At 69.2% G+C, this 23,183-nt stretch carries 16 protein-coding genes, 6 tRNA genes and 1 pseudogene; 11 read left to right on the forward strand and 12 right to left on the reverse strand.

What is annotated here, in order from left to right; genetic code table 11:
• Positions 1-49 precede the first annotated feature (49 nt).
• The gene (locus tag FHX32_RS29955) at positions 50-364 is read left to right on the forward strand and encodes a site-specific integrase (RefSeq protein ID WP_167190661.1); all 315 of its coding nucleotides are present in this window, start codon (positions 50-52) and stop codon (positions 362-364) included.
• Between the two features lie 152 nt (positions 365-516).
• On the opposite strand, the gene FHX32_RS29960 is transcribed toward FHX32_RS29955, so the two are convergent.
• Positions 517-1,245, reverse strand: a complete 729-nt coding sequence (locus FHX32_RS29960) for an outer membrane protein assembly factor BamB family protein (RefSeq protein ID WP_167190664.1) — start codon at positions 1,243-1,245, stop codon at positions 517-519.
• Positions 1,246-1,611: 366 nt separating this feature from the next.
• On the opposite strand from FHX32_RS29960, the gene FHX32_RS29965 reads away from it, so the two are divergent.
• The 4 genes from FHX32_RS29965 to FHX32_RS29980 all read left to right on the forward strand — a co-directional run bounded on the left by FHX32_RS29965 (position 1,612) and on the right by FHX32_RS29980 (position 4,785).
• Complete coding sequence (locus FHX32_RS29965) at positions 1,612-1,800, forward strand: Hsp20/alpha crystallin family protein (protein WP_167190667.1); 189 nt, start codon at positions 1,612-1,614, stop codon at positions 1,798-1,800.
• A 135-nt stretch (positions 1,801-1,935) separates the two neighbouring features.
• The gene (locus FHX32_RS29970; protein WP_167190670.1) at positions 1,936-2,349 is read left to right on the forward strand and encodes a DUF2267 domain-containing protein; all 414 of its coding nucleotides are present in this window, start codon (positions 1,936-1,938) and stop codon (positions 2,347-2,349) included.
• A gap of 726 nt (positions 2,350-3,075) precedes the next feature.
• Positions 3,076-3,912: an alpha/beta fold hydrolase gene (locus FHX32_RS29975; protein ID WP_167190673.1), complete on the forward strand. Its 837-nt coding sequence runs from the start codon at positions 3,076-3,078 to the stop codon at positions 3,910-3,912.
• 9 nt (positions 3,913-3,921) lie between these two features.
• On the forward strand, positions 3,922-4,785 hold the full coding sequence (locus FHX32_RS29980; protein ID WP_167190677.1) for a helix-turn-helix domain-containing protein: 864 nt from the start codon (positions 3,922-3,924) through the stop codon (positions 4,783-4,785).
• Positions 4,786-4,901: 116 nt separating this feature from the next.
• Here FHX32_RS29980 and FHX32_RS29985 read toward each other — a convergent pair.
• The 8 genes from FHX32_RS29985 to FHX32_RS30020 all read right to left on the reverse strand — a co-directional run bounded on the left by FHX32_RS29985 (position 4,902) and on the right by FHX32_RS30020 (position 10,346).
• Positions 4,902-4,972: transfer RNA gene (locus FHX32_RS29985), tRNA-Cys, on the reverse strand.
• A gap of 13 nt (positions 4,973-4,985) precedes the next feature.
• Positions 4,986-5,054 (reverse strand) — tRNA-Arg (locus tag FHX32_RS29990).
• Positions 5,055-5,058: 4 nt separating this feature from the next.
• Positions 5,059-5,140 (reverse strand) — tRNA-Tyr (locus tag FHX32_RS29995).
• 55 nt (positions 5,141-5,195) lie between these two features.
• Positions 5,196-5,280: transfer RNA gene (locus FHX32_RS30000), tRNA-OTHER, on the reverse strand.
• A 114-nt stretch (positions 5,281-5,394) separates the two neighbouring features.
• Positions 5,395-5,465 (reverse strand) — tRNA-Arg (locus FHX32_RS30005).
• A 12-nt stretch (positions 5,466-5,477) separates the two neighbouring features.
• Positions 5,478-5,565, reverse strand: a tRNA-Ser gene (locus FHX32_RS30010).
• Between the two features lie 1,175 nt (positions 5,566-6,740).
• On the reverse strand, positions 6,741-7,289 hold the full coding sequence (locus FHX32_RS30015) for a plasmid pRiA4b ORF-3 family protein (RefSeq protein ID WP_167190680.1): 549 nt from the start codon (positions 7,287-7,289) through the stop codon (positions 6,741-6,743).
• A 312-nt stretch (positions 7,290-7,601) separates the two neighbouring features.
• Positions 7,602-10,346, reverse strand: coding sequence for an AfsR/SARP family transcriptional regulator (locus tag FHX32_RS30020; protein WP_486481404.1), 2,745 nt, complete (start codon positions 10,344-10,346; stop codon positions 7,602-7,604).
• Positions 10,347-10,662: 316 nt separating this feature from the next.
• Here FHX32_RS30020 and FHX32_RS30025 point away from each other — a divergent pair, with 316 nt between their 5' ends.
• Positions 10,663-12,432, forward strand: coding sequence for an acetate and sugar kinases/Hsc70/actin family protein (locus FHX32_RS30025; protein WP_167190683.1), 1,770 nt, complete (start codon positions 10,663-10,665; stop codon positions 12,430-12,432).
• A 147-nt stretch (positions 12,433-12,579) separates the two neighbouring features.
• Positions 12,580-12,660: pseudogene (locus tag FHX32_RS30030) on the forward strand (transposase); the annotation flags it as partial.
• Positions 12,661-12,765: 105 nt separating this feature from the next.
• Here the strand turns inward: FHX32_RS30030 and FHX32_RS30035 are convergent.
• From FHX32_RS30035 to FHX32_RS30045, 3 genes are read right to left on the reverse strand one after another with little or no spacing between them, the layout of a single operon-like run.
• Positions 12,766-13,461, reverse strand: coding sequence for a DivIVA domain-containing protein (locus FHX32_RS30035; protein ID WP_396836634.1), 696 nt, complete (start codon positions 13,459-13,461; stop codon positions 12,766-12,768).
• Positions 13,458-14,624 carry a globin domain-containing protein gene (locus FHX32_RS30040; protein ID WP_167190686.1) on the reverse strand — a complete coding sequence of 389 codons (1,167 nt, stop codon included), beginning with the start codon at positions 14,622-14,624 and terminating at the stop codon, positions 13,458-13,460. Before FHX32_RS30040 ends, FHX32_RS30035 begins: the two co-directional genes overlap by 4 nt.
• A 1-nt stretch (position 14,625) precedes the next feature.
• Positions 14,626-15,021: a group I truncated hemoglobin gene (locus tag FHX32_RS30045; protein ID WP_396836635.1), complete on the reverse strand. Its 396-nt coding sequence runs from the start codon at positions 15,019-15,021 to the stop codon at positions 14,626-14,628.
• Between the two features lie 1,671 nt (positions 15,022-16,692).
• On the opposite strand from FHX32_RS30045, the gene FHX32_RS30050 reads away from it, so the two are divergent.
• The 4 genes from FHX32_RS30050 (at position 16,693) to FHX32_RS30065 (ending at position 22,953) form a co-directional block, all read left to right on the forward strand.
• Entirely contained in the window at positions 16,693-17,799 is a 1,107-nt protein-coding gene (locus tag FHX32_RS30050) for an XdhC family protein (RefSeq protein ID WP_486481405.1), read from the forward strand.
• Positions 17,800-18,107: 308 nt separating this feature from the next.
• Positions 18,108-19,592 (forward strand): malate dehydrogenase (quinone), encoded by a 1,485-nt coding sequence (gene mqo / locus FHX32_RS30055; RefSeq protein WP_167191063.1) that lies wholly within the window; start codon positions 18,108-18,110, stop codon positions 19,590-19,592.
• Positions 19,593-19,866: 274 nt separating this feature from the next.
• Positions 19,867-20,982 carry an IS110 family RNA-guided transposase gene (locus FHX32_RS30060; protein WP_208419490.1) on the forward strand — a complete coding sequence of 372 codons (1,116 nt, stop codon included), beginning with the start codon at positions 19,867-19,869 and terminating at the stop codon, positions 20,980-20,982.
• A gap of 684 nt (positions 20,983-21,666) precedes the next feature.
• On the forward strand, positions 21,667-22,953 hold the full coding sequence (locus tag FHX32_RS30065) for an IS256 family transposase (protein ID WP_396836645.1): 1,287 nt from the start codon (positions 21,667-21,669) through the stop codon (positions 22,951-22,953).
• Positions 22,954-23,183: the final 230 nt, after the last annotated feature.

The following is a 23,183-nucleotide window of genomic DNA, read 5'->3' on the forward strand; positions in this document are numbered from 1 at the left end:
CGCTCCGGGTGGGCTGGCGTTCATCGCCGCTGGTGACGCACGGTGATGTGTGGCTGCCTTTCCTGCTTGCGGTTCCAAGTCGTACCGACCGATCAGCTCGTCTCGCGCGCCGCGGTGTCACCTTCCTGGCCGCTACCGTGGGCAGACTCGCGTCCAAGCCGACTCCGACCTGCGGGTCTTCCTACGCTGGTGTACCGACCAGGTTCTCAACCCGCTGGCTGCCGCGCGGGTGGACATCGAGCGGTACGCGCGCTGGCTGCAGGACGTGCAGGCCTCGACGGTCTCGCGGCGCCTGTCGGTGGTGGTTGGGTTCTATCGGGTCTCGTCATCGACGCCACCGGTCGGGTTCGCCCGGTTCGAGTGAGCACCCGACTCGCGCCGATCCTGGCCACGTACATGGCCTCCGGAACCTAGACAGCGCTCGCGGCTTTGCCGAGATCAGTGCGCGTCACCGCCGTAGCTTGTCAGCGGAGGCGGCGGTTGGTGATGGTCCACCCTGGACTCGACAGGTAGCAGCTATCCGGACGAACAGTCCAAGATCCGCCCGTCGCTGGTGCCGATGAGTAGACGTCCCGGTCCGGCTACGGTCAGCGCGGTCGGTACGGCGGGCACCCCTGCAACGGTGAGTTGCCGGCGCCAGCGCACGGTGCCGTCATGAAGGTCGAGTGCGACGATCTCACCATCGTCGTAGGCGACATACGCGGTTTCCGCGTCCGCGTCGAGGTCGGTGGCCTTCCGGTCGGTCCGGAAAACCCAGCGCGGCTCTCCACTGGTCACCTTGCGCCGTACTACAAACGAGCCCCCGGGCTGCAACCCGTGGCCGTGATACACGGTGCCGGCGTGAACGAGACTGCCGTCCGTGGTCTCCACGCCAGGGCCGGCGAAATGTGTCTCACCCGGCGTCCACGAGTATGGGAGCAAGCGACGGAACTCCCGCTCCGTCGGCTCACGCGGACGCCCGGCAATCGGCGGATCCTTCAGGTCGGCTGCGGCGAGCCAGGCTTCACTCGGTTCGGGCGTCCGCTCGCGCTCGCGGTCGATCTCCCGGCAATAGACCCGGCTGCCGCGCCGGATACGAAGCCTGCTGCGCTCCCCGAGATGCCCGGCGGGTGCGACGGCCGGTAGACCGTCGGCGCAGCGCACCAGAGACGCCGGGGCGGACAGGGTGAGTTGCTCGAGCTGCGCCCCGTCCTCGAGCGAGAGCCGGACCAGGGACTGAGGAGGTTCCTCCCACTCGGGCCGCATCAAACTGACCCAGACCGATCGCTCATCGGTCGCGACGACGATGTCACGGCCGCCCTTGTGGTCCGGAACAGTCCATGGTCGATCCCCCGAGAGCAGCCTGTCAACCCCCGCTCATGCAGTGCGGAACTGGTCGTTGTCGAGGCCGCAAGGCCGCTGGTGCCGGCACCGGCCCAGCAACACGGGCCGCCACCTGCGAACCCGCCGAGGCCGTCAACGAGGACGGCGCGGACCTGGCCGAACCGGTCCACGACCGGGCAGGACCGGCGGCGTTACTGGTTCGTCCGCTTGGGGTGAGGTGACCTCACCCGCTTTCGGGACAGGCTGTCGAGGTATCGGTTCGCTGCCACCAGAGAGAGGTGAATAGCCATGACTGCCTCTGCTTCCCGACGCACTGGACCCACCCACAGGGTCGGCCAGTTCGACCACCGGGTGACCTTGCCCGGTGACGTCGACCCGAACAGTGTCGACGCCAGTCTCTCGGACGGGGTATTGACGGTACGCGTGGGAAAGGCGCACAAAACCCAACCGCGGCGCATCGAGGTCAAGGGCTCATAAACGTCGCCGCCAGCATTCCGGCGCTCAGGCGCTCGCTCCGATCCGTCCCAAGCATTCGTCCACTCGGCCTCGGCCGGCGGAGCGGCTGGACGGCGTCGGCATAAGGGAGACGGCGATTCGTCCAGAGGAGGATCCATGTGGTCTACGAGCGATTTCCTCAATGCAGTGGCCAGGCGGGCAGGGGTGCCTGTCGATCTGGCGGCGACGATCACCCACGCGACGTTGGAGACCTTGGCCGATCGGATCAGCGCAGGCGAGGCTGAGGATCTCGCCGATCAGCTTCCTGGAGGGCTTGACAAACACCTGCGCAAACCGCCTATCCGGGAACAGGCGGAGCCATTCGGGCTTGGAGATTTCGTGCAGCGGGTAGCCGCACGTGCCGGCATCGACGATGCGCTCGCCGGTGTCGGAGTCCGCGCAGTGCTCACCACGCTGCGTGAGGCTGTTCCGGGTGACGAGTTCGAGGACATGGTGGCCCAGGTCTCGAAGGAGTTCCGGGAGGTGTTCGAACCTGTGGCTTCTCCCGCCGGACGACAGGCTCCCCGATAGAGGCACTGCGGTGGGCCACCGTCCGGGAACGGACGTCAGGTCGCAGCCCCTCGCCCGCCGATCATCAAGCGGTGTTTGCTGAGAGAGGAAGCGGCTTCCGGTTCAGAGGTTTCACTCGCAGACAGCTTCTGGACCGGGAGTCCCGCCAGCAGGTAGGTGTGCGATCACGCGCTGGGCTCCAGTAGCGGACTCCGTTCGCAGCCGTCAGAGCGCGGACTCGCCGCTCGCGGGCCGGTGCTGTGGTTGGCCCGGTTCAGCCCGGACAAGGTCCTGACGTCGCCATCCGGCCTGCCGGAGGCCGGCGAGGGGGGGCACCATCTTCGGCATGCACAGCCCCGACGCGTAGTTCGTCAGCCGCCCTGAAACGACGCCCGTTCGACATTGTCTACCGGCGCATGATCAACGACTCCACGGCTGCTGTGGCGGCGGGCCCGGGAGGACACCGGGGAACGACTACATACTCCCGCGTGACCGACTCGCATCCCCAGGCCGGCTCTTCAGAGAAGTCACTTCGCCGGACCCGCCGACACCCAGGATAGAACACCCGCTCCCGGCCGTGTCATGGCACAGAGGGGAGCCAGATGAGGACGCGGTGGCTTGGGTGGGTGGCCAGATGGGCCGCAACGCCTCGCGTCGGGCTGCGTGCAGCTCACGGTCGGCCCCGACCCATTCCACGACGACATTTGTCCAAGACTGATAGTCGGTAGCCCCTGCATCATCCCCTGTATGAGTGAGTACGACGTTGAGCAGTCGCAGGCGATGCACGTGGTCCACGACGGCCCGCGGCAGGCACCGCCGCTATTGCTCATCCATGGATCCGGGTTTTCGGGCGGCTCCTGGAGTCCGGTGGTGCCGGCACTCGCCGGCTACCATCACGTCATCCGGGTTGACCTCCCGGGCTGTGGCCAGTCCCCGCCCGGGCAGTCATACGACGTGTCCGTGCAGGCGGGCCGGGTAGCAGCGCTCCTCGACGACCTCGGCCTTCGTCGGGTCCCCACGGTTGGGCACTCCAGCGGCGGGTACGTCGCCACCGCGCTTGCCGAACAGCGCCCCGACCTGGTGGGGTCGCTCGCGCTGATCAGCACCGGCCCGAGTCCCGATGCGTTCCTTCCGCAGCCGGTCCTTCTTCGGGTCCTGTTGGCCCCGCCTCTCGGCCCACTGCTCTGGTTGAGGCGTTCGGACGCGATGATCCGCAGGGGGATAAGCATGACGTGCGCTCGCCCCGTGGAGGTCCCGGACGACTTAGTCGCCGACCTACGAAGCATCACGTACCGGGCGATGAGGACGGTGCTGCGCTGCAACACCGCGTACATCGCCGAGCGAAGCGTGCCCGAGCGTCTCGCCGCCCTCGATGTCCCCGTGCTGGTGATCTTCGGCACCGCCGACCCCCGCTGGAAGCCGTCGTCGGCACACCAGTACGACACGGTGCCGAACGCGCGGGTCGAGCTGCTGCCCGGCGTCGGGCACATACCCATGCTCGAGGCCCCCAAGATGACCAGCCAACTGCTGCTGAGCTTCACGGCAACGGCCGCTGACACCCTGCCCGTGAACCCTCAGGCATAGACTGGTCACATGCTGTCGACCGCGACGCCACCCGACTGGGCGTCCGTGGAGATCGCAGTCCCGCGCCCGTCAGCTCGGCTGCCGGGGACCAGCATGGCCGGGTTCCGCCACCGTGCCCCCGCACTGGTGGACATCGCCATGGTCACGCACCCAGCCGTCACCCTGCTCATCGACCTGAGCGAGGGGGAAGGCCTCGTCTACGACACCCCTGGCCGGCACGAGCGCGGCAGTGTCGTCGTCGGGCTCCTCCCTGGCAATCTTCGGGCAAGTGGACGGGGGTTCGGCGAATGCCTCCAGATCCGGCTGGAGCCGGCCGCGGCGGCTGCGGTGCTCGGCGCATCGACCGAACTCAGCGGGACGGTGGTATCCCTAGAAGATGTCTGGGGCCGCGATGCCGGGCGAGCCGAGGACAAGCTGCGCGCCGCCGCGTCATGGGACGAACGGTTCACGATCGCGGTGGAAATCCTCGGCCGACGGCTGGGCGCCCGCCCACCGGTCGATCCGGAGGTCGCCTACGCCTGGCGGCGGACGCTCATCAGCCGGGGGCGGGTACGGGTCGACGGCCTGGCGGACCAGGTCGGCTGGAGCCGCAAGCGCCTGTGGTCCCGCTTCCGGTCCCAGCTCGGCATCACACCCAAACGCGCCGCCCAACTGGTGCGGTTCGACCACGCCGCCCACCTTCTCGCGACGGGACACGCCCCCGCCAGCGTTGCCACCGAAAGCGGCTACGTCGACCAGTCCCACCTCCACCGGGAGGTCAAGGCGTTCACCGGGCTTACACCCACGGCCGTGGCCGTCGCGCCGTGGCTCGCGATTGACGAGGTTGCGTGGCCGGCTTCATCGCCAACCCGGAGCCCTGGCCGGCTGAGGTAGTGCCACGACGAGCGTGCCCGAGCAGCGCTACCTGCAGATGCGGGCCGCCCGGCGGGCGGTCGGCCGTTTGGTGCTGTGGCCGTGCCGGACCAGGTGGGTGTCCCAGACCGCGTAGGAGGTCGTAGTCCGATTCGAACGGACGTGCTCCGCTTTGCAGGCGGATCCCTGGCCACTCGGGCATACGACCACGTCTTGCTCAGAGCCCTCGGTAGGGATCGAACCTACGGCCTGCGGTCCCGGAAACCGCCGGTCTCTCGAGCTACGAGGGCAGGGTGCGGGCGGAGGGATTCGAACCCCCTCAGCAAACGCAACCGGGTTACAGCCGGCCCCGACTCTCCAACTTCGGCGCGCCCGCATGCTGGCCGGAACTCCGGCCTCCGCCCGGGTGCCCAGCATGGGCCCCGCGGGCATGGCGGAGAGGGTGGGATTCGAACCCACGAGGGGGCGACCCCTGCGCCGCTTCCAACGGCGCTTCCGTAGCCAGCCGGCCTCTCCGTGGCTTCGGCACCTGGACTCGAACCAGGACGGGCGGCTCAACAGCCGCTGGGCTCCCAATCACCCAATGCCGAATGGTCGCGCTCTTAAATGCGCAACCAAGCTGCGCCACACCCCTGGAAGGACTCGAACCTCCGACACTCGGATCCGTAATCCGATGCTCTATACCGGGGCATGGTTGCGCCTTTCGGCGCACATGGCGGAAGAGGCAGGATTCGAACCTGCGACGGGTCAGCCCGCTCCTCCTTAGCAGGGAGGTGCCTTAGACCGCTCGGCCACCCTTCCGTGGCGCCCCGTACCCGACGTGAATCCGCGACCTCTGCCGTCCAGGGCAGCGCTGTCACTAGCGGGTAATGGAGCACTCCGACAACGATTCCAATGCGAGAGCAGGGCCTCGAACCCGGGACCTCCACCTTGGGGAAGGTGGCGCTCTACCAGCTGAGCTACAACCGCATGGGAATCCAGCCTCGGTAGAGAACAACAGATCCGGGGGGGCCGGAATTCCGGACCGGGCGGGCAAAATAATCGGACACTTGGCGCAATGAGGTGGACGTGGTGCGCTCTACAGCGGTCGACAGTGCCGTCTCTGTCTGCCTGGCACTTCGAAGATCGCAGCGTCTGTGTCGGCGTCGGCCAGTGGGACAGGGAACTCCCAGTCGTCCTGGTGGCCGCAGCTGGTGACCTGCAACTGTGGAAGCGGAGCTTAGAGCCCCGGCCGCCGCCACCAGCGGGAACCGCGCTCGGCGCCGTTCGCGCACCAAGCTCGCGTCAACTGGTGCATGACCGCGTCGGCCCGTACGCCCCGTACGGCGGCGAAGGGGCTCTCGCGGTCCAGCACGTCGGCCACCACGGCCTCGGCGCCGGCGCTGCGCAGCGCCCGGCGTTGGTCTGGCTACGGCTGATGCCAACGACCTCGTGCCTGGCGGCGATGAGTTGGCGGGTGCCCGGAAACCGGGCTAAGCTCGCGGCCCGCCACGCAGCTCGGCACGGCGGGGCCGCGGTCGTGTCGTCGGGTCAGTCGATCAGCTCGACAACCACAGTTCCTCGCCCTCATGAGCGCCGAGCAGCGCGCCGCCCACCACGGGGCGTTGTGGATGCTTCCGTCAGCCTGACCAGCGCTCGATCGTCGGGGCGTTCGGGGTGATCCGAGCGCCCCGCCGGCGAGGACGGTGCCGGTGAAGATGCACCCGCCCTGGTCTTCGTCGGCCGCCGACTCCGCAACGCGCAGGGAGGTCCCACCAGCTGCCCGATCCCAGGAAACACCCGCGCCGGTGCTGACAGCACAAGCCTGTCACCACCGGCGCTGCTCATCGGGGACAGCAACGAGCTGACGGTGTGCGTACTGAAAAGTTGAGCGGCGGAACCACGGCGGAACAGACTCACCGAGAGATTTCACAGCGCAGTCAGGAAGCCCGGTCGCGGAAAAGCTCAGAGCGACAACTCCTATGACCTGCAGGCCGTTACTGTCCGCGTTGGCGCGGTCCCCACCACGGCAGCAGCGGCGGAAGCTCGGCGAGCGGTCGGCGTGGCGGTTTCGGCGGCTGCGACTCGCCGTCGTCGCCGTCCCAGCGCCGGCCATACTGGTCGGGCAAGTCACCCCAGCCGAAGTACGGCATCGGCTCGGCGGGCAAGCCGCCGAGCATCTCCAGCGGGTCGATGCGGGACTCGGCGACCGTGCATAGGTGCGCCCAGTCGTCACCGAAGTCGAACACGTACGCGAACTGCTCGCCGCCGCCCAGCCGGCTCAGCTTGGTCCGGCCGCTGTCGGTGCTGCCCTCGGGCGCCTCGCCATCCCAGAGCTCAAGCGGCGTGATTTGGGTCTGGTCGGCCAGCGAGAAGATGTGCATGTGGGCGAGGTCCCAGCGGGCGAACGCCAGATCGATCGCGTCAGCCAGTTGGGCGAAGGTATGTGACCGGCTCGCGGCGAAGACCCTGCCAGGTCGAGGCCATAGGTGGATGCCACGACCGGAGACCAGCTCAACCCGTATGGACAGCCAGGTACGCGCCACCGATCACCCTTCCATCGAGAACCGCCGTCTCCGCCTTGAAGGCTACGCACCGTCAGCGAAACCGGGTCCAGCGGGACCCGGCGGTTGGGTACGTTCCGCCGTACCTAGCTGGGTGCCCGAGGTCGTACGCCGACCTCAGATCCGGATACCGGGCTGTGGTCAGGCTCCCTGTGCGCGGCCCGGCCTGCTGGGTGGAGCGGCTGCCGCTGGGGCCGCTCACCGCGGCCATGGCGATCCCCCGCTGTTGATCGCTGCCCGAACCTCCGCAATCGTGTGAGGCTGTGACCGGCACCGCGCCGGAGGCGGTAGTGCTCACTTCTTGGCGGGGTTGCTCCGAAGCTGGTTGGCGAGTGTGATGGTTGCTTCCTGGGGTTCGGCGTCGAGGTCGGCCAGGGCTTTGGTGAGGGCACGCAGGAGGGTGCGGATGCCGTCGGCGTCGCCGAGGGCGTGGCGGACGCGCATGGCGCGTGTGTAGAGGGCTTCGTTGTAGCGGTCCAGCCCGATGGCTTTGTCGAGCACGTCGGATGCGCCCTGTGGGTCAGTGTCGACGAGGTCGTCTGCCAGCAGCAGGTGGGCTTCGATGCCCCACCGGCGCACGGTTTCCCGGTGCGGCTGGAGCCATTCGTAGTCTTGGCCGTCTGCCAGTGGCGCTGTGTAGAGGTCGCATGCGGTGGTGAGTAGTTCGCGGCGGCGAGGGCCGGTGGCGATGGTGGCGGTGCGCAGCAGGTCGCGGAGGGTCCAGACGTCGACGTCGACGGTGGTTGGGTCGAGGCGGTAGCGTCCGGCGCTTTTCACGACGTAGGCGTTTTTCGGGTCGTGGGTGCTGGCTCGGCCGAGTACGTGTCGTAGGTTGCTGGCGTTGGTGTGCACGCGTTGGTCGGCTTGGCTGATGCGGGCGTCGGGTTCGAGGTATTCGCCGATCTCGCGGGTGGTGACTCCGTCGGGGTGGCAGGCCAGGAACACGGCGAGTTCGAGGGCTTTGGCGCGCAGTGGCCGGCCGGGCTGGTTGATGTCTTCGATCCGTGGAGGCCCGAGCACCCGCAGTCGTGCCTTGCCGTTGGCGTTGGTCTGGGCAGGTGGGGCGAGCGGTGTGTGCTGTCCGGACGGGTCGGTGCCGTTCCGGCTTTGCTGTAGTGGCACGGCCGCGGATTCCTGGGATGAGGCAAGAGCGTTTCGTTCGCCGGTCTGCGCCTCTCGCAGGGTGTTGAGGATATGGATCGCGGTGGTGGTGTCGAGCACGGGCAGGCGTGGTGGGATGGGTTCCGTTGCCGGCCCGGATGCGCGTGTGGTGTGGCCGTGGGGGGTGACGTCGACGGTGACGCCATGGTGCCACTCACCGAGCAGAAGGGCGGACACGCCGAGGTCGGTGCCGAGGGTAAGGGCGGTCTTCGCGCGCATCTGCGCACCGGGGGGCGGGGTCTGGGTGATGAGCATGAGCGGTGGCAGCGCTTCCTCGTCGGGGGCTTGCGGGCGCAGGGCGTCCAGGTCGGTCAGGGTGTGCTCGTCGAGGATGCGGCTGCGGTGCAGTAGCCGGGCCTCGATCGCCGTGAGCGCGTCATCGACACCGTCGGCGACATGCAGCCGCGGCCATGGTCGGAGGGCTGTCGCGTCGGGGCCGAGGAGCGCGACGAGGGTGGTGGCGTCGATCACGACTTCCCCGCGGGTGTCGGGGTGGTGCGGGCCGCCGGTGGCCAGGACTGCGACGAGGGCGGCGCGGGCGACGGCGTGTCCGCCGTCGCCGGTGATGCCGGTTGCGCCGGGCGGTAGCGACGCGAGTTCGGGTACAAGCGCGGGTGGCTCGCTGCCGTCGTTGCCTAGGTTTGGCTCGGTGGGTTGTTGGGCGGCCAGGGCGCGGCGGATCTGGACCACCGGTGTAGGTAGCTCGGTTGGCGGGTCCTCGTCGGGGTCGCCGGTGTAGCGGCGGCGGCGTTGGAGCCAGACCATCGCTGCGGCAGCACTGATGGCGGCAGCGACCGACCACGGTAGCCAGGTGGAGGGTGACAGCTGCACACCGTGTCCATCCGTCTTGGGCTTGGGATGGGGTGTGTCGGTGGCGGCCGGTGAGACGGGCAGCGGGGCGGGGCTGGTGGTCGTCGGTGAGGAGGCCGGTGACACTGCCGAGGCGCTGCTCGGGGCTGCCGAGGGCTGCGTGGCCGAAGGTGACGGCACAGCGGGATCGGTCGGGTCCGGGGCGACGCTCGGCGATGAGGGCGGTGTGGTCGACCGGTCGGACGGTGGCTTGGGTGGTCGCGGGGGTTCGGCGGCCGTCGGAGGGAGGGCGTCGGCGGGTAGGCGAAGTTCCCAGCCGGGGTAGATGAGATCGCAGTCGCGCAGGGTGCCGCCGACGCCGGGGAAGTGGCGGTGTTTGTTCAGGCGGCAGATCTCCGGCCATCGGTTGGCGTCGCCAAGCCATTGGCTGGCGATTTTGGACAGGGTGTCGTGTCGCTCGACGATGTAGTGGTAGCGCTGGTTGGCGACCCGGATGATGGCGGGCCCGCGGGCGATGGCTTGCCGGGGAATGTCGGTGTGGTCGGTGGCGGCGACGGGCGTGGGCGGCTGATCGCGGTTGGCTGTCTGGTTGAGGGAGCCGGCGGAGGTGACAGCGATCGCGGCGGTGCCGGCTAAGCCGAAGACGAGGCGGTGAAGCGGGGCCGGGAGCCTGAGCGCGGGGATGCGCCACCGGGTGACCGCGGCGAGGATCTCGGCGAGCAGGAGCAGCGCGAACACGCCCCACAGCAGCCACAATGCCCACAATGCGACGCCGGTGAGGACAGCTGGGGTGAATCGGCCGCTGGAGCGGGCGAACCAGTCAGGGATCTCCGACCAGTGTGGTAGCCGCCGCAGGGGGTTCCCGCCGGCCATCCACAGCAGTGCCGGTGCCGCGGCCAGGAGAATGCCGGTACTGAGGACCGCCCGCGTGGCGCTGGCCAGGGAACGCGACAGCGGCACAGCGCGCCGGTGCGGGTCGTGCGGAGGGTGGATGGTGGCTCGCGCGCCGTACTCGGCGAGTTTGTCGCCTCTGTCCGGGGGCGTATGCGCCACCTGTCCCTCCTCCACGATTGGGTCCTCGTCCCGCATACACGATCATCGGTATGTCCAGCTATCCCGGCAAGAAGGATTCTCACCATCCGCACACAAACGATCACTCGAAGGGGGTCGGAATTGAAGCTACTCGCCCCGGCGGGCGAGACTGCGCCTCATGCCAAGCGGGGGCGTCAGATTGTCCGTGGATCTCAGTTCGTCGGCCATCGCCGCGACGGTCAGTTGGCAGAGCGTACGGATTCCCGTTCTCATCGACGGTCGACTCGTCATGCCACCCGGCGTCGTCACGGGCCCCGCGGGCCAGGTCTACGTCGGCCTGGACACCGCGGCCGTGAGGTCCCTGCCGGCGGACCACCGTGTCGTCGACAACCCAACCGACCTCCTCGGCAAGCCCACGCAGCCCGCCGACGCGGCCGATCCCCTCGACGCCGTGGGTCTACTCGCCACCATGCTGCGGCACATCGCCCACCACGCTGCCCACCACGTCAGCGAGCCCATCACCGAGCTCACCGTCACCATTCCAGCCAGTTGGGGGCCACGCCGTCGGGGACAGCTCACGGAGGCGGCCACCCGATCCGGGCTGCCGTCTCCCGCCCTGGTCACCGCGCCCGCCGCCCTGGCCGCCTACGCCCAGACGCTCGGTCTCACCGCGCCCGAAGCGTCGTGCCTTCTCATCTGCCAGGCCGACCGCCATCCCCCGGCCCTCACCGTCCTGCAGACAGTCGCCGACGGCTACCGCGAACTGGCGACGCAGCAGATCAAGCTTGCCCACGACCTCGACGACCTCATCACCCGACGCATCGTTCAGACGGCAACCGCTGACAACGACCCGCTGCGAGCGGCGATCAGCCAGCCCGACGACGCCGAAGCAGACGGACGAGTCGCCCTCGTGCAGGCCGTCCGCACCGCCCGACATCTACTTGCCACACAGGACCGAGCGCCCGTCCTGCTGCCCGCGCCCCGCCAGCCCGCGGTCATCACCCGCGACGACGTCTCGACCGCCGCGCAGCCCCTCCTCGATCAGGTACCCGACGCAGTCGGCGAACTCCTCGACGCGGCTGACGTCGACAAGCAGCACCTCGCCGGCGTCGTGTTGAGGCCAGCTCACGGTCTGCCGGCGCTGGCGGACCACCTCGCCGCAGCTACCGGCACTGTCCCCACTCTCATCGACCAGTCCCATGCCCTCGCCGACGGCGCCCTGCACCTCACCACCACCCACCAGCCGGGCCCCCGTGCCGCCGCCGCACGGCTACCCCGCGTCCGGCTCCGCATCAGCGACCTCACCAGCGCCCTGGTCATCGGCGCCTGCTCCCTCACGCTCCTGCTTCAGGCGGTTCTTACCGCGTACATCACCACCGTCCAGCTCCGGGTCGTCGGTGTGCGCACCTCATTGCCGCAGCTGGGCACCGCCGGCGCGCTCGCAATGCTGACCGCTTTCGCCGTAGCGCATCTCGCCCCCACCACCTGGCTCGCTGGACCGCCCACGCCATCGGCGCCCGAACCGGCAACAGGCAGCCTCATCCGCCGCGGATACTTCGCCGCCGCCGTCGGCGGCGCGGTCGCCGCAGCCCTCTACGGCCTCGCCACCGGCACCGCAGTCGGGTACGACTACACCCCGTACCTGAAGTGGACCCTCAGCGGTGCCCTACCACTGGCCGCCTGCGCCGCTGTCATCGCCACCATCGCGCCCCGGATCCCCGCCGACGCCCTGCCGGCCTGGCTGGCGCTGACCCGCCCAGCGATCACCCACGTGGCCATCGCCACTGCCGGAATCTTCCTCATGCGGGCAGCACTGACCCTCACCACCCCCGTCGACCTGACCGGCATGCCCGGCCTCGCCGGCAGCGCCGGAGCGGCCCTCGTCGGCGTGGCCACCGCCCTGACCGCCAGCCGAAGCCGCACCATCCGCACCATCACCGCACCCGGCCTGGCCATCGGCCACGCCCTCGTCTTCACCCACGACACCACCACCGCCCTGACCGTTGGCTACCTCATCGCACTCACCTGGTGGGGCATCCGACTCACCGCACAAACCCTGCGACTCGCCTTCCCCACCACGGCAACGGCACTGCACCACCTCCTCGACCGCACTAACGGCTAGAACCCCCAAAAACGCAGGCGTAGGCACCGTCGGCTCCACCAATCGTTCGGAATGCTCCTCGTCCACCTTCACCCGGATCCAACGCACACCGAGACGCGGGTGGCACAGCGCAACGGCCACCGCCCCCGCACCCTCACGAGACGGCCGGTCGCCACCGGCGTACGTGCCGACGGCTGGCGGGAAGTCCTCGGCTTCGCCGTCGGTGACAGCGAAGACGGCACGTTCTGGCCCGCCGACAATCAACCGCAAAATTGAACAGCCCAAAGCGCCTCACGCAGACGACCTACACCACGCCGCGGGACGTGACGCGGCCCGCCATCGGCGGGGCGACCATCAACGGTGCTGGTTGCTGGGCAAAGACCTTCCCGTCGACCCATCCGGGGAGGTCCGCGTCCCGGCAACCTGCGTCGCCATCCGGTTCATCGTCTGGGTCAGCTGCTGGCTGCCTTCGTTGAGGTGCTGGACGGCGGACTGGAGGTGCGAAATCATCATCTCGCCGAAGATCCGCAATGCTTCCTGGGTGGCTGCCGTGTGGTTGACGTCGTTGCCGGCGTTGCGCCGGTAGTCCTGCACGGCCTGCTCGGCCTCCTGGCGGGCGTTCTCCACCGCTGCCTGCATGTAGTTGTCGTACTGAGCGCGGGCGTACTCGGCGACTCGGCGGGCGTAGTCGTGAGCCTGGGCGATGATCTGCTCGGCCTCCCGCTGCGCGCCGGACAGCACGTTGACCTGCTCGGCCGCCGGTAGCTTGGCCGCGGTGTCGGTGCTCGGGATCACCCCATGTCGATGCAGCTCGAGGTGATCGTTGAGCCGCGCGTTCTCCGCGTGGATGTTGGCCACATGCGCGGCCAGCAGATCCAGCTCGTCGGCTACCTGCATCCGGAACCGGTCCACGTCCGTCGGCTCATAGCCCCGCCGGGTGAACGAGGCGCTGTCGAACCGCCACCGCCGCACCCGATCGGCAGTCATGCGTACCGGGGCGCTCTGGGCGACGTGCCTGCCGTCGTACCTGCTGATCGGGGTCGCGCTCACCGGACACCTCCGGACTTGTCGGGCGCGGCTGGTGGTCGCCACGCCGGCCCGTACCAGTGCTCGCCGAACCCTTCGTGGTGAAGCTGATCGGCGTGGTAGCCCGCCTGGGTCAACGCGGTCACCGAGTGGGCCACCATCTCGTCGGAGCCGCACACGTACACGTGCCGGGACCGCCAGTCCCCGTCGGCCAACGCACGGTCCACCGGGCGGATCACCTCGCCGGGCCGCCGGAAGTCCATGCCCGCCACATAGGTCACCGTCAGCCAGGGCCAGGACGACGCCAACTTGTCGATCGCGTCGGTGTCGTAGAACTCGAGGCGGGTCCGCGCCCCCAGATACACGGCGACCTCTCGTCGGGAGCCTTCTGCCGCGACCTGCTCCAGCAGCGCCTTCATCGGCGCCCACCCGGTGCCACCGGCCAGAATCAGCAGGTCGCCCGAGCCGGCCAGCCGAAGGTTGAGCCGGTCGCCCACGGGCGCAGCCAGGTGAATCCGGTCCCCTGGCGCACAGCCGTACACCAGCCGCGAGGAGACAGCGCCGCCGGGCGCTGCCCGCACGTGCAGCTCGATCGTGCCATCACGGCGGGGGGCGTTGGCCGGCGAGTAGTACCGCCAGGCACGCACCACCGGGTGCGAGACGCCAATCGACTGGCCGGGCGTGAACTCCAATAGGTAGTCGGGTCGTACCGTCAGCACCGCCACGTCGAACGTCCGCAGCTCGTGGCTGACGATCTCCGCCTCCCACCACGGAGGGTCCACCGCCTCGGCCTTCTCCGCGGCCTCGATCATGACCTGAGCGATCAGCCCGTACGCGTCGCTCCAATCCTTGGCGAGCTCGTCGGTCCACGCCTCGCCGAGAAAATGCCGCAGCGTCACCAGCAGCGCCTCACCGACCGCCGGGTAATGCTCCGCACGCACCGCGAACTTGCGATGGTCCGCCCCGAGCTGCCGCAGAAACTCCACGAGCCTGTCGACCTGATCCACGTGGGACACGATGTGCCCCAACGCGGTCACCAGCCGGTCCCGCTGGCCGGCCATGTTCGTCGGGAACATCTGCCGGGTCTCGGGATAAGCCAGGAACAGGGTGGAATAGAAGTACAGCGGGACCTGCTCTCCGTGCGCGGCGACCAGGGACCAACTCTCCTTCAGCCGTGCCACATCCATGTCAGACGCCCTCCGGCCTGGCAGGCGTCACCACCTGGTCCTGCACCTTTGCCAGGACGTCTCGAACATGGGCGATGACGTCCTCCGGAACGCCGAGCTCGGTCAGCGTCGCCACCAGGTGCGCCCCGACGATGTCGTAGTGGGCCGCCGGGATGCGCAATGGTCGATGCGCCTCGGCGAGCCCGCGACCCGGGTACTCGTCCGGACCACCGAGCACCACAGTGAGCATCAACGCCAAGTGCCGCCGCTGCTGCGCCATGTCAACGTGATCGAAGTACCCCGCCACCTCCGGGTCGGCGAGCACCTTGTCGTAGAACACGTCCACGGCCGCCTTCACGGAAGCGGCGCCACCGATGCGCTCATAATGGGAAAGGCGGTTCTCTTCCGTAACCGTCACGGTCAGTCCTTCCAAGGGGCGGTTCCCGCACCTCGACGCTGAGGGCTCGGACCTATCGGCGCGATGGCGGCAATCCGCCCCCCATCGACACCTAATAGGCCGTGTCGGACCATAGCCGTTCGCCGCCGATCTCGCGAGCCCCCGTGTGAGCAGGCAAGACTCGTCGCAGACGCGGACGCGACCGCATCCGAGTCCTGACCACATCGCTGTGACCGAACATGATCGACCTGTGTGGGAAACGCCGGCTCCCAGGAGCGCGGATTCGACTCCCCCGTCCCCCGCGGGTGTTCCTCAGACGCGACATCGGGGGCCCCACGTCCCGTCACAACAGATCACGGTGGTACTGGCGGGGCATGCAACCGGGCACGAGAGGATCGACAGGCAGGGCACGCTACTCGCGGCTGTCGAAATGTCACTCCGACGTTCGAGGCCCCGAGGTCAGCTGCGAGTCTGGGGACGGCGCGAAGTCCGATGCGCCTTGCTGCTCATGCGGGTCCGGGGCGGGCCGGGCTCCATGTGGGCATGGTGTTCACCTCGTCAACCCTCGCTGTCGCGCTGCTCCCGCTCGACGACACCCCGGCCGAAACTGACCACATGGTTTCCGGGCGGTTTTCAGGAACACGATTCTCACGATTCAGGCGCGTTGACAAACCAACCACCGGCCCGGGCGAGCAGCGTAGGACAGCGAGGGGACGGTGGCAGGGCCCACCGATCATGAGGCGCGGTAGCGAGCTCCCCCGCGACGTGCGCTGTCGACCGGTGGGGGGCACGTCCCGGTAACGGATGTCGGGCGGGACGTGGAGGTGGAGGACGCCCCGCCCAACTGCGGGCAGCCGGGGTGCATGTCCTTGACGGTATGTGCATCAACGATGGGGCATGGCGTTACAGCGGCTTCGGCTCTCCTGGAAGCCTCCCCATTCGCCTCGGTCGGGACTCGCCGTCATCATCGACACGTCCAGGTCCGCGGCCCCAGCGTCATGGCCGACCGGCCTCGACCGACTGCGTGTTCGACCGATGGGGAGTCTCAGAGCCCGGTCGCGGGTCCGCGTCCTCCCGCCGGCGCCGCCGAGGCCGCGACGCGGACGTTTCCTCGATGGACCCTTCGCCGGCGTCGGGAACGGTGCCGGGTGGTGTGGTACGGCTGGCCGCGGTGTCTACCAGGTCCGGCAGGTCCCGACCGGCAACCAGGGGCAGGTCAGGCTTGCCTGCCACGATCGCCTCGCCCTCCGGGTCGGCGACTGGGGCTACCGGTGCCCATCCAGTCGCGGTTCGCGGTGCCGTTCTGCGGGCCGCTGCTGGCGGCGCGGCGTCGACCGGCTCCGCGACTGAGCCTGGCGCCTCCTTGGTCGGCGATGCCTTCGCTCGTCTGGTGGCCGACCGGTCTGATGTTTTGCGCGGCGTCCGGCGCGGTGCGGCTGCCGGCAGGAGTGGGGCGAGCTCGGCGTGCAGCGCCGCCCAACCAGAGGCGCGGGACGGGTCGGGCTGACCCGTGGTAGTGAGCGCGTCCGTGCTTTCGGGCCGCTCCGACTGCCGGTCGGTCTGGTCCCGCTTCGCCGCCCGGGACCGCTGCGCTGGCGGTCGCTCGGCACCGTCTCCGGCCTGTTCGGTGGCGTTCGGCTGCTGAAGGGCGTCCCCGGTCGAGCTCAGCGGCCCTGAGCCGTTGGAGGCTGCGTGCGCCGAAGGGAGTACGGCGGCAGCGTCCGCCACCGGAGCTGCGTCCGGCGCGGTGGCCGAGAGCGTGAGCGGCGCAGCGCACCTCGGCCCGCCGGCGCGACAATGGCGGTCGGACCCGACGGCACCGTCGTGGGCAGCGTGTCTGGCGGCTGCGTGGAAGGTGCCGTCTATGACCTGTGCGCAGAGGTCATCGAAACCGGCCGACCGCGCGTGCAGCGCTACGGGATAGGCGACGACGACGCGTTCACGGTCGGGCTCACCTGCGGCGGCACCATCGAGGTACTGGTGGAGCGGATCGATCGGCACACGTTCCCCCAACTGGACGAGGTCGCACGGTCGATCGAGTCGAGCGAGCCGATGGCGGTCGTCACCTGCGTGGACGGGCCTGCAGACCGGCTCGGTGCCCGCCTGCTGGTCTGGGGCGACCGCCACGCCGACTCGCTGGGATCCGCGCGGCTGGATGCCGCCGCCGACGACGACGCCCGAGGGCTGCTCGCCGCCGGCCGGACCGGCGCGCTTCACTACGGCCCCGACGGCGAACGGCGGGGTGAAGGGCTGACACTGTTCGTCGCGTCGTACGCACCGCCGGCTCGGATGATCATCTTCGGGGCAATCGACTTCGCCGCGTCCGTGGCGCAGATCGGCAAGTTCCTCGGGTACGACGTGACCGTGTGCGACGCTCGACCCGTATTCGCGACGCCGAAGCGGTTTCCCGGCGCCGACCGGGTGGTCGTCGACTGGCCGCACCGCTACTTGCGCGCCGAGGTCAACGCCGGCCGAATCGACAGCCGTACCGTGGTGTGCGTGCTCACCCACGACCCCAAGTTCGACGTGCCAGTACTGCAAGTGGCACTGCGGGAGAACCTCGCGTACGTCGGGGCGATGGGCTCCCGCCGCACTCACGATGACCGGCTCGCCCGGCTGCGCGCGGCGGGCCTCACCGACAAGGAGTTGGAGGCGCTCTCCTCCCCGATCGGGCTCGACCTCGGCGCCCGCACCCCGGAAGAAGCCGCCGTGAGCATCGCCGGTGAAATCATCGCAGCCCGCTGGGGTGGCACCGGGGCCAGACTGACATCACTGGCCGGCCGCATCCACCACGGCTGATGCCTGCCGCGGCCCACAGATCCGAGAGCTACCCGGATCGTGGGCAACACTCAAGGCTGGATCTGACGTAGGGGTGGCAACCCCGTCGCAGCCCTGCCGACCGCGGAACGTGTTCGTCCACGCCTCGTCCTACGACGGAGGCATCTGCCGGCGCGGAACGTCGTGCTGCTCACCACCGTCCTGTCCGTTCCCGTGCTCGCTGGGATCGCCGTGCTGCTCGGCTGATCACGATATCGTAGAGATATCGGCCCATAGCCGGGCAAACTTGGACAGACATCGTCGTGGCTCCTAGCGTGGGGGGTTTGATCGTGTCGAGGAGCGGCCCGAGCGAGGACTGGGACGTCGTCCTCGTCGGTGGCGGGATCATGAGCGCCACCCTGGGCGTGCTGCTGAGCGAGGTGCAGCCGGACTGGCGGATCACTGTCCTCGAGCGGCTCGACGAGGCTGGGCTCGAGAGCTCCAGCGCCTGGAACAACGCCGGCACCGGCCACGCCGGGCTCTGCGAGTTCAACTACACCCCGCAGCGGCCCGACGGCACCTTGGACGCGTCGAGGGCCATGCGGATCGGCGAACAGTTCGTCTCATCTCTGGTGTTCTGGGCCCGTCTCGTAGAGCGGGGGATGCTCGGGCCGCCCGAGTCGTTCATCCACTCGGTCCCGCACCTCGGCTTCGGTCGCGGTGCGGATGGCGTGGCATACCTGCAGGCCCGGTGGGAGGCCCTGCGGGGCCACACGTTCTTCGCCGACCAGGAGTTCAGCAAGGACCCCGACGTCCTCGCCTCGTGGATGCCACTGATGTTCGAGGGCCGGAACGGCAACGAACCGGTGGCGGCCACCCGCTCGGCGCAGGGGACCGACGTCGACTTCGGCGTCCTCACCCGGCAGCTGCTGTCGGCCCTGCAGCAGCGCGGCGGCGTCGTGCGAACGCGCCAGGAGGTCAAGGCCCTGCGCCGGCATGGGCAGACCTGGGTGGTGCAGGTCAGCGACCGCAGGACGGGGCATCGCCGGCGGCTGCGGACGCCATACGTCTTCGTCGGGGCCGGCGGCGCCACGCTGCCGCTGCTGCAGTCGGCCCGGGTCCCGGAGATCCGGCGGCACGGGGCCTTCCCGATCAGCGGGCAGTTCCTGCGCACCGACCGGCCCGAACTGGTGGCCGCCCATCGGGGAAAGGTGTACGGGCATGCAGCTCCGGGCGCCCCGCCCATCTCTGTCCCGCATCTCGACCTACGGGTGGTGGAGGGGCAGGAGGCGCTGCTCTTCGGACCGTTCGCGGCCTTCTCGCCTCGCTTCCTCACACGTGGCCGGCTGACCGACCTCCCGCGATCGGTCCGGCCCGGCAACCTCCCCGCCCTGCTGGCCGCAGCGCGGGACAACCGCTCGCTGGTGGCCTATCTGATCCGGCAGGTGATCCAGTCCGCGGATGCCCGAACGGCCGCGCTGCGTCAGTTCGTGCCATCGGCGCGCGGAGACGACTGGACGCTGATGACCGCAGGGCAGCGAGTTCAGGTTCTCAAGAAGACCGGCGGCCGCAGCACAGTCGGATTCGGCACCGAGATTGTCACCTCCGCCGGTGGCTCCCTGGCCGCCCTGCTCGGCGCCTCGCCCGGCGCCTCGACCGCCGCGTCGACGATGCTCGACGTGCTCGCGGCGAGCTTTCCGCAGCGCATGCCGGAGTGGGCGCCACAACTGGACCGGCTCGCGCCGGCGACGCAGACGGTGCGGCAGCTCGACCCCGACCGGCTCGGCGAGGAGGTGACGCGGGCCCGCAGGGTGCTCGGGCTGCTGCCGGCGTGAGCACGACGGTCCACGGGCCAGGGCCCGTACTCGGCCGGGACCTCCTGCCACGGGGCACCGATGCCGGATCCGCCACCGGATCCCCGCGGCTGGCCGGAGGCGGAGTGGGCTATCTGTTCGATCGGAACCAGTTGCGACCGAGCTTGTGGCGCCAGGCTTGGCCTGCCTGGCTAGCCAGGTCGCTTGATGGCATGAAGGAGCGGGGCCTCGCTCCTCGTGGGTCCCGGGCGGGATGCTCGGGGTGCTCACGTCTCACGACGAAGGAGGCCCCTCCATGCAGGCAGAGTACGACGGCCGGCAGTTCGTGGGTATTGATCTGCATCGGCGTCGGTCGGTGATTGTGCGGATGAGCGAGGCGGGCGAGAAGCTCGCCACGGTGCGGATCGACAATGACCCGGTCGCGTTGGGGTTGGAGATCGCCAAGGCCGGCCCCGATCCGGAGGTGGTCTTGGAGGCCACCTATGGCTGGTACTGGGCGGTGGATGTGCTGGCCGCGGCCGGCGCCCGAGTGCATCTGGCGCATCCGTTGGGAGTGAAGGGGTTCGCCTACCGGCGGGTGAAAAACGACGCCCGTGACGCCGCTGACCTGGCGGATCTGCTGCGCATGGGCAGGCTGCCGGAGGCGTATGTGGCCCCGCCGGCGGTGCGCGAGTTGCGGGAGCTGGTGCGGTATCGGGCCAAGCTGGTCGCCTGGCGCAGCGGGTTGAAGGCATCGGTGCATGCGGTGTTGGCCAAGCAGGGCGTGCACATCGCTGTCTCGGATCTGTTCGGCGTGGGTGGGCGGGACCTGCTCGCCCGGGCGCCCTTGGATGGTGCGTATCGGGGACGGTTGTCCTCGCTATGCCGACTGATCGACGCCGTCGATTTCGAGATCGACGCGGTCGCCGGGCCGATCCGGGCCAGACTCGCCGGGCACCGCGGCTATACCGCGATCCAGGCCATCCCTGGTGTTGGCCCGGTGCTGGCGGCGGTGTTCGTCGCCGAGGTCGGCGAGGTCGACCGGTTCCCCGGCCCGGCGCAGCTGACCTCCTGGGCCGGGCTGACTCCCCGACACCGTGAATCTGACCTGGGTGGTGCACCGGGGACGGATCACCAAGCAGGGCTGGACCCTCGTTCGGTGGGCCGCGGTCGAGGCCGCCCACGGCGTCCCGCACACCGCCGGCTGGCTGACCTGCACCCGCGCCCGCATCGCCGAACGACGCGGACGCAACATCGCCACCGTCGCGGTGGCCCGCAAACTGCTCACCCTCGTCTACTACGGCCTCCGCGACGGACACATCCGCGCCCTCGCACCGGCCGTCGCGGCGGCGTGAGCAGGTTCGGACGTGACCGGACGCGCGGCCGTTCTGTGTCTGACCCCCGTCGGTCGACGGCGAGGCCGCCCGCTTGATTGACCCCGTCCGGTCACGGTCGCACACCACCATGCCCCCGAACCCAGGCGGGGCGAATGGATGACCGGCAGCCGAACCCGGCCTGCCCCTTTCCGACAGCAGTCGGACCCTGGCGACGCGACCACACCCACAACACCGACTTCCGGCACCATCACGATGGCGTCCACGGCACCGGCGTCAAGGCCAAGCCCTACGGGTGGGCCTGACCTCGCGGGCGAGCCACACGGGCACCGGTGGTTCACCACACTGGCTCTGGCCGCCCTCGCTGTCCTGGCGATCTGCGCCGCCGATGCGGCCCACTAGGACCCGGCCGACACCGGGCTGATCAAGCTGACGGTCAACGAAGTCCGCCGCCTCATCAACGCCTGCATTCCGACCGATCAGCGATCTCAACCATCGTTTGCGCTGCTCCCAGTGGCGGCGCCGGCATCAAGCCTGAGCTCGACGATCCCACTACACGCCCCGACTCAACCTCGAACTCCAGCCATGATCTCGAACGGCGGCTGCCGTACTACCCCCGAGCAAGTCGACCGGTTCGACATGTTGACCGGTACCCGTTCGGCCGGCCTGCCGTAATCGGCGGACAGCGCGGCATCGAACGCGAGAAGATCTCATCGGAAGGGACTGTAAGACGAACGGTGTAACTCCTGATCAAGGAGCAGCACCTGATGTCCGATGGATCGATGGCCGCCGTGGATACTGCCGCGGTGGCGAAGAACGGGGCGGGACACCCCGCGGAGGGTGTCGACGCGGAGTTGGTCGCCCAGCTGGTGGAGCAGGCCCGGGCGGCGGGGCTGCAGCTGACCGGCGATGGTGGTCTGTTGCAGCAGCTCACGAAGCGGGTCCTGGAATCGGCGCTCGAGGGTGAGATCACTGATCACCTGGGCTATGACAAGGGCGACCCGGCGGGTAAGAACGGCGGGAACTCCCGCAATGGTGTGCGGGCCAAGACGGTGCTGACGGACGTCGGCCCGGTCGAGATCGAGGTGCCGCGCGATCGGGACGGGTCATTCACGCCGCAGATCGTCCGCAAGCGTCAGCGCCGACTGTCCGGCGTGGACGACATGGTGATCTCGCTATCGGCGAAGGGCTTGACGACCGGGGAGATTCAAGCCCACCTGGCCGAGGTGTATGGCGCCGAGGTGTCGCGGCAGACGATCTCGACGATCACGGACAAGGTTGTCGAGGGCATGACGGAGTGGCAGAACCGGCCTTTGGACCCGGTCTATCCGGTGATTTTCCTCGATGCGGTGCACGTGAAGATCCGCGATGGGAAGGTCGCCAACCGGCCCATCTACCTGGCCCTGGCCGTCACCGTCGACGGCACACGCGACATCCTCGGTCTGTGGGCCGGCGACGGCGGCGAGGGCGCCAAGTTCTGGCTGCAGGTCCTCACCGAGTTGAAGAACCGGGGCGTCGCGGATGCGTGCATGGTGGTCTGCGACGGGCTCAAAGGGCTGCCCGATGCGATCGGTGAGGTGTGGCCGGAAGCGGTGGTGCAAACCTGTGTGATCCACCTGCTGCGGGCATCGTTCCGGTATGCCGGCCGGCAGCACTGGGACGCCATCGCTAAGGCTCTCGAGCCCGTCTACACCGCGCCGACTGAAGCCGCTGCCCGAGCCCGGTTCGCTGAGTTCACCGAGGCTTGGGGCGGGAAGTATCCGGCGATCGTCCGGCTGTGGGAGCAGGCCTGGGCGGAGTTCGTGCCGTTCCTGGCCTTCGACGCCGAGATCCGCACAGTCGTCTGCTCCACCAACGCCATCGAGTCCGTCAACGCCCGCATCCGCCGCGCCGTGCGAGCCCGCGGCCACTTCCCGAACGAGGCCGCCGCCCTCAAGTGCGTCTACCTCGCGGTGATGAGCCTCGACCCGACCGGGCAGGGCCGCCGGCGGTGGACCATGCGCTGGAAACCCGCCCTGAACGCCTTCGACATCGCCTTCGAAGGACGCCTGTCCGCAGGCCGCAAGTAGTCGTCAACAACCCGAGTTACACCGTTCGTTTGACAGAGCCTGACCAGGTGCTATCGCCGCCTTGACCGGCTCAGGAGTCCCAACCCGGAATCCTTGCGGATCCAGACCGACCACCAGTACGCGTCCCAGTGCCATGCATCCTCCTCCCGGCGGAGGGGCCGGCTCTCGTGGGAGAACCCCCGCAGCGTGGGCGATGTTCTCGCGTCCGCGATCAGCTCTGCGGCTCGCAT

This window comes from Micromonospora sp. CNZ280, assembly GCF_011759515.1.

Bases quoted from the DNA above. Each gene is read 5' to 3' on its own strand.
- FHX32_RS29960 (WP_167190664.1), bottom strand. From the start codon at position 1,245: ATGCGGCCCGAGTGGGAGGAACCTCCTCAGTCCCTGGTCCGGCTCTCG.
- FHX32_RS29965 (WP_167190667.1), top strand. From the start codon at position 1,612: ATGACTGCCTCTGCTTCCCGACGCACTGGACCCACCCACAGGGTCGGC.
- FHX32_RS29970 (WP_167190670.1), top strand. From the start codon at position 1,936: ATGTGGTCTACGAGCGATTTCCTCAATGCAGTGGCCAGGCGGGCAGGG.
- FHX32_RS29975 (WP_167190673.1), top strand. From the start codon at position 3,076: ATGAGTGAGTACGACGTTGAGCAGTCGCAGGCGATGCACGTGGTCCAC.
- FHX32_RS29980 (WP_167190677.1), top strand. From the start codon at position 3,922: ATGCTGTCGACCGCGACGCCACCCGACTGGGCGTCCGTGGAGATCGCA.
- FHX32_RS30040 (WP_167190686.1), bottom strand. From the start codon at position 14,624: ATGGATGTGGCACGGCTGAAGGAGAGTTGGTCCCTGGTCGCCGCGCAC.
- FHX32_RS30060 (WP_208419490.1), top strand. From the start codon at position 19,867: ATGCAGGCAGAGTACGACGGCCGGCAGTTCGTGGGTATTGATCTGCAT.
- FHX32_RS30065 (WP_396836645.1), top strand. From the start codon at position 21,667: ATGGCCGCCGTGGATACTGCCGCGGTGGCGAAGAACGGGGCGGGACAC.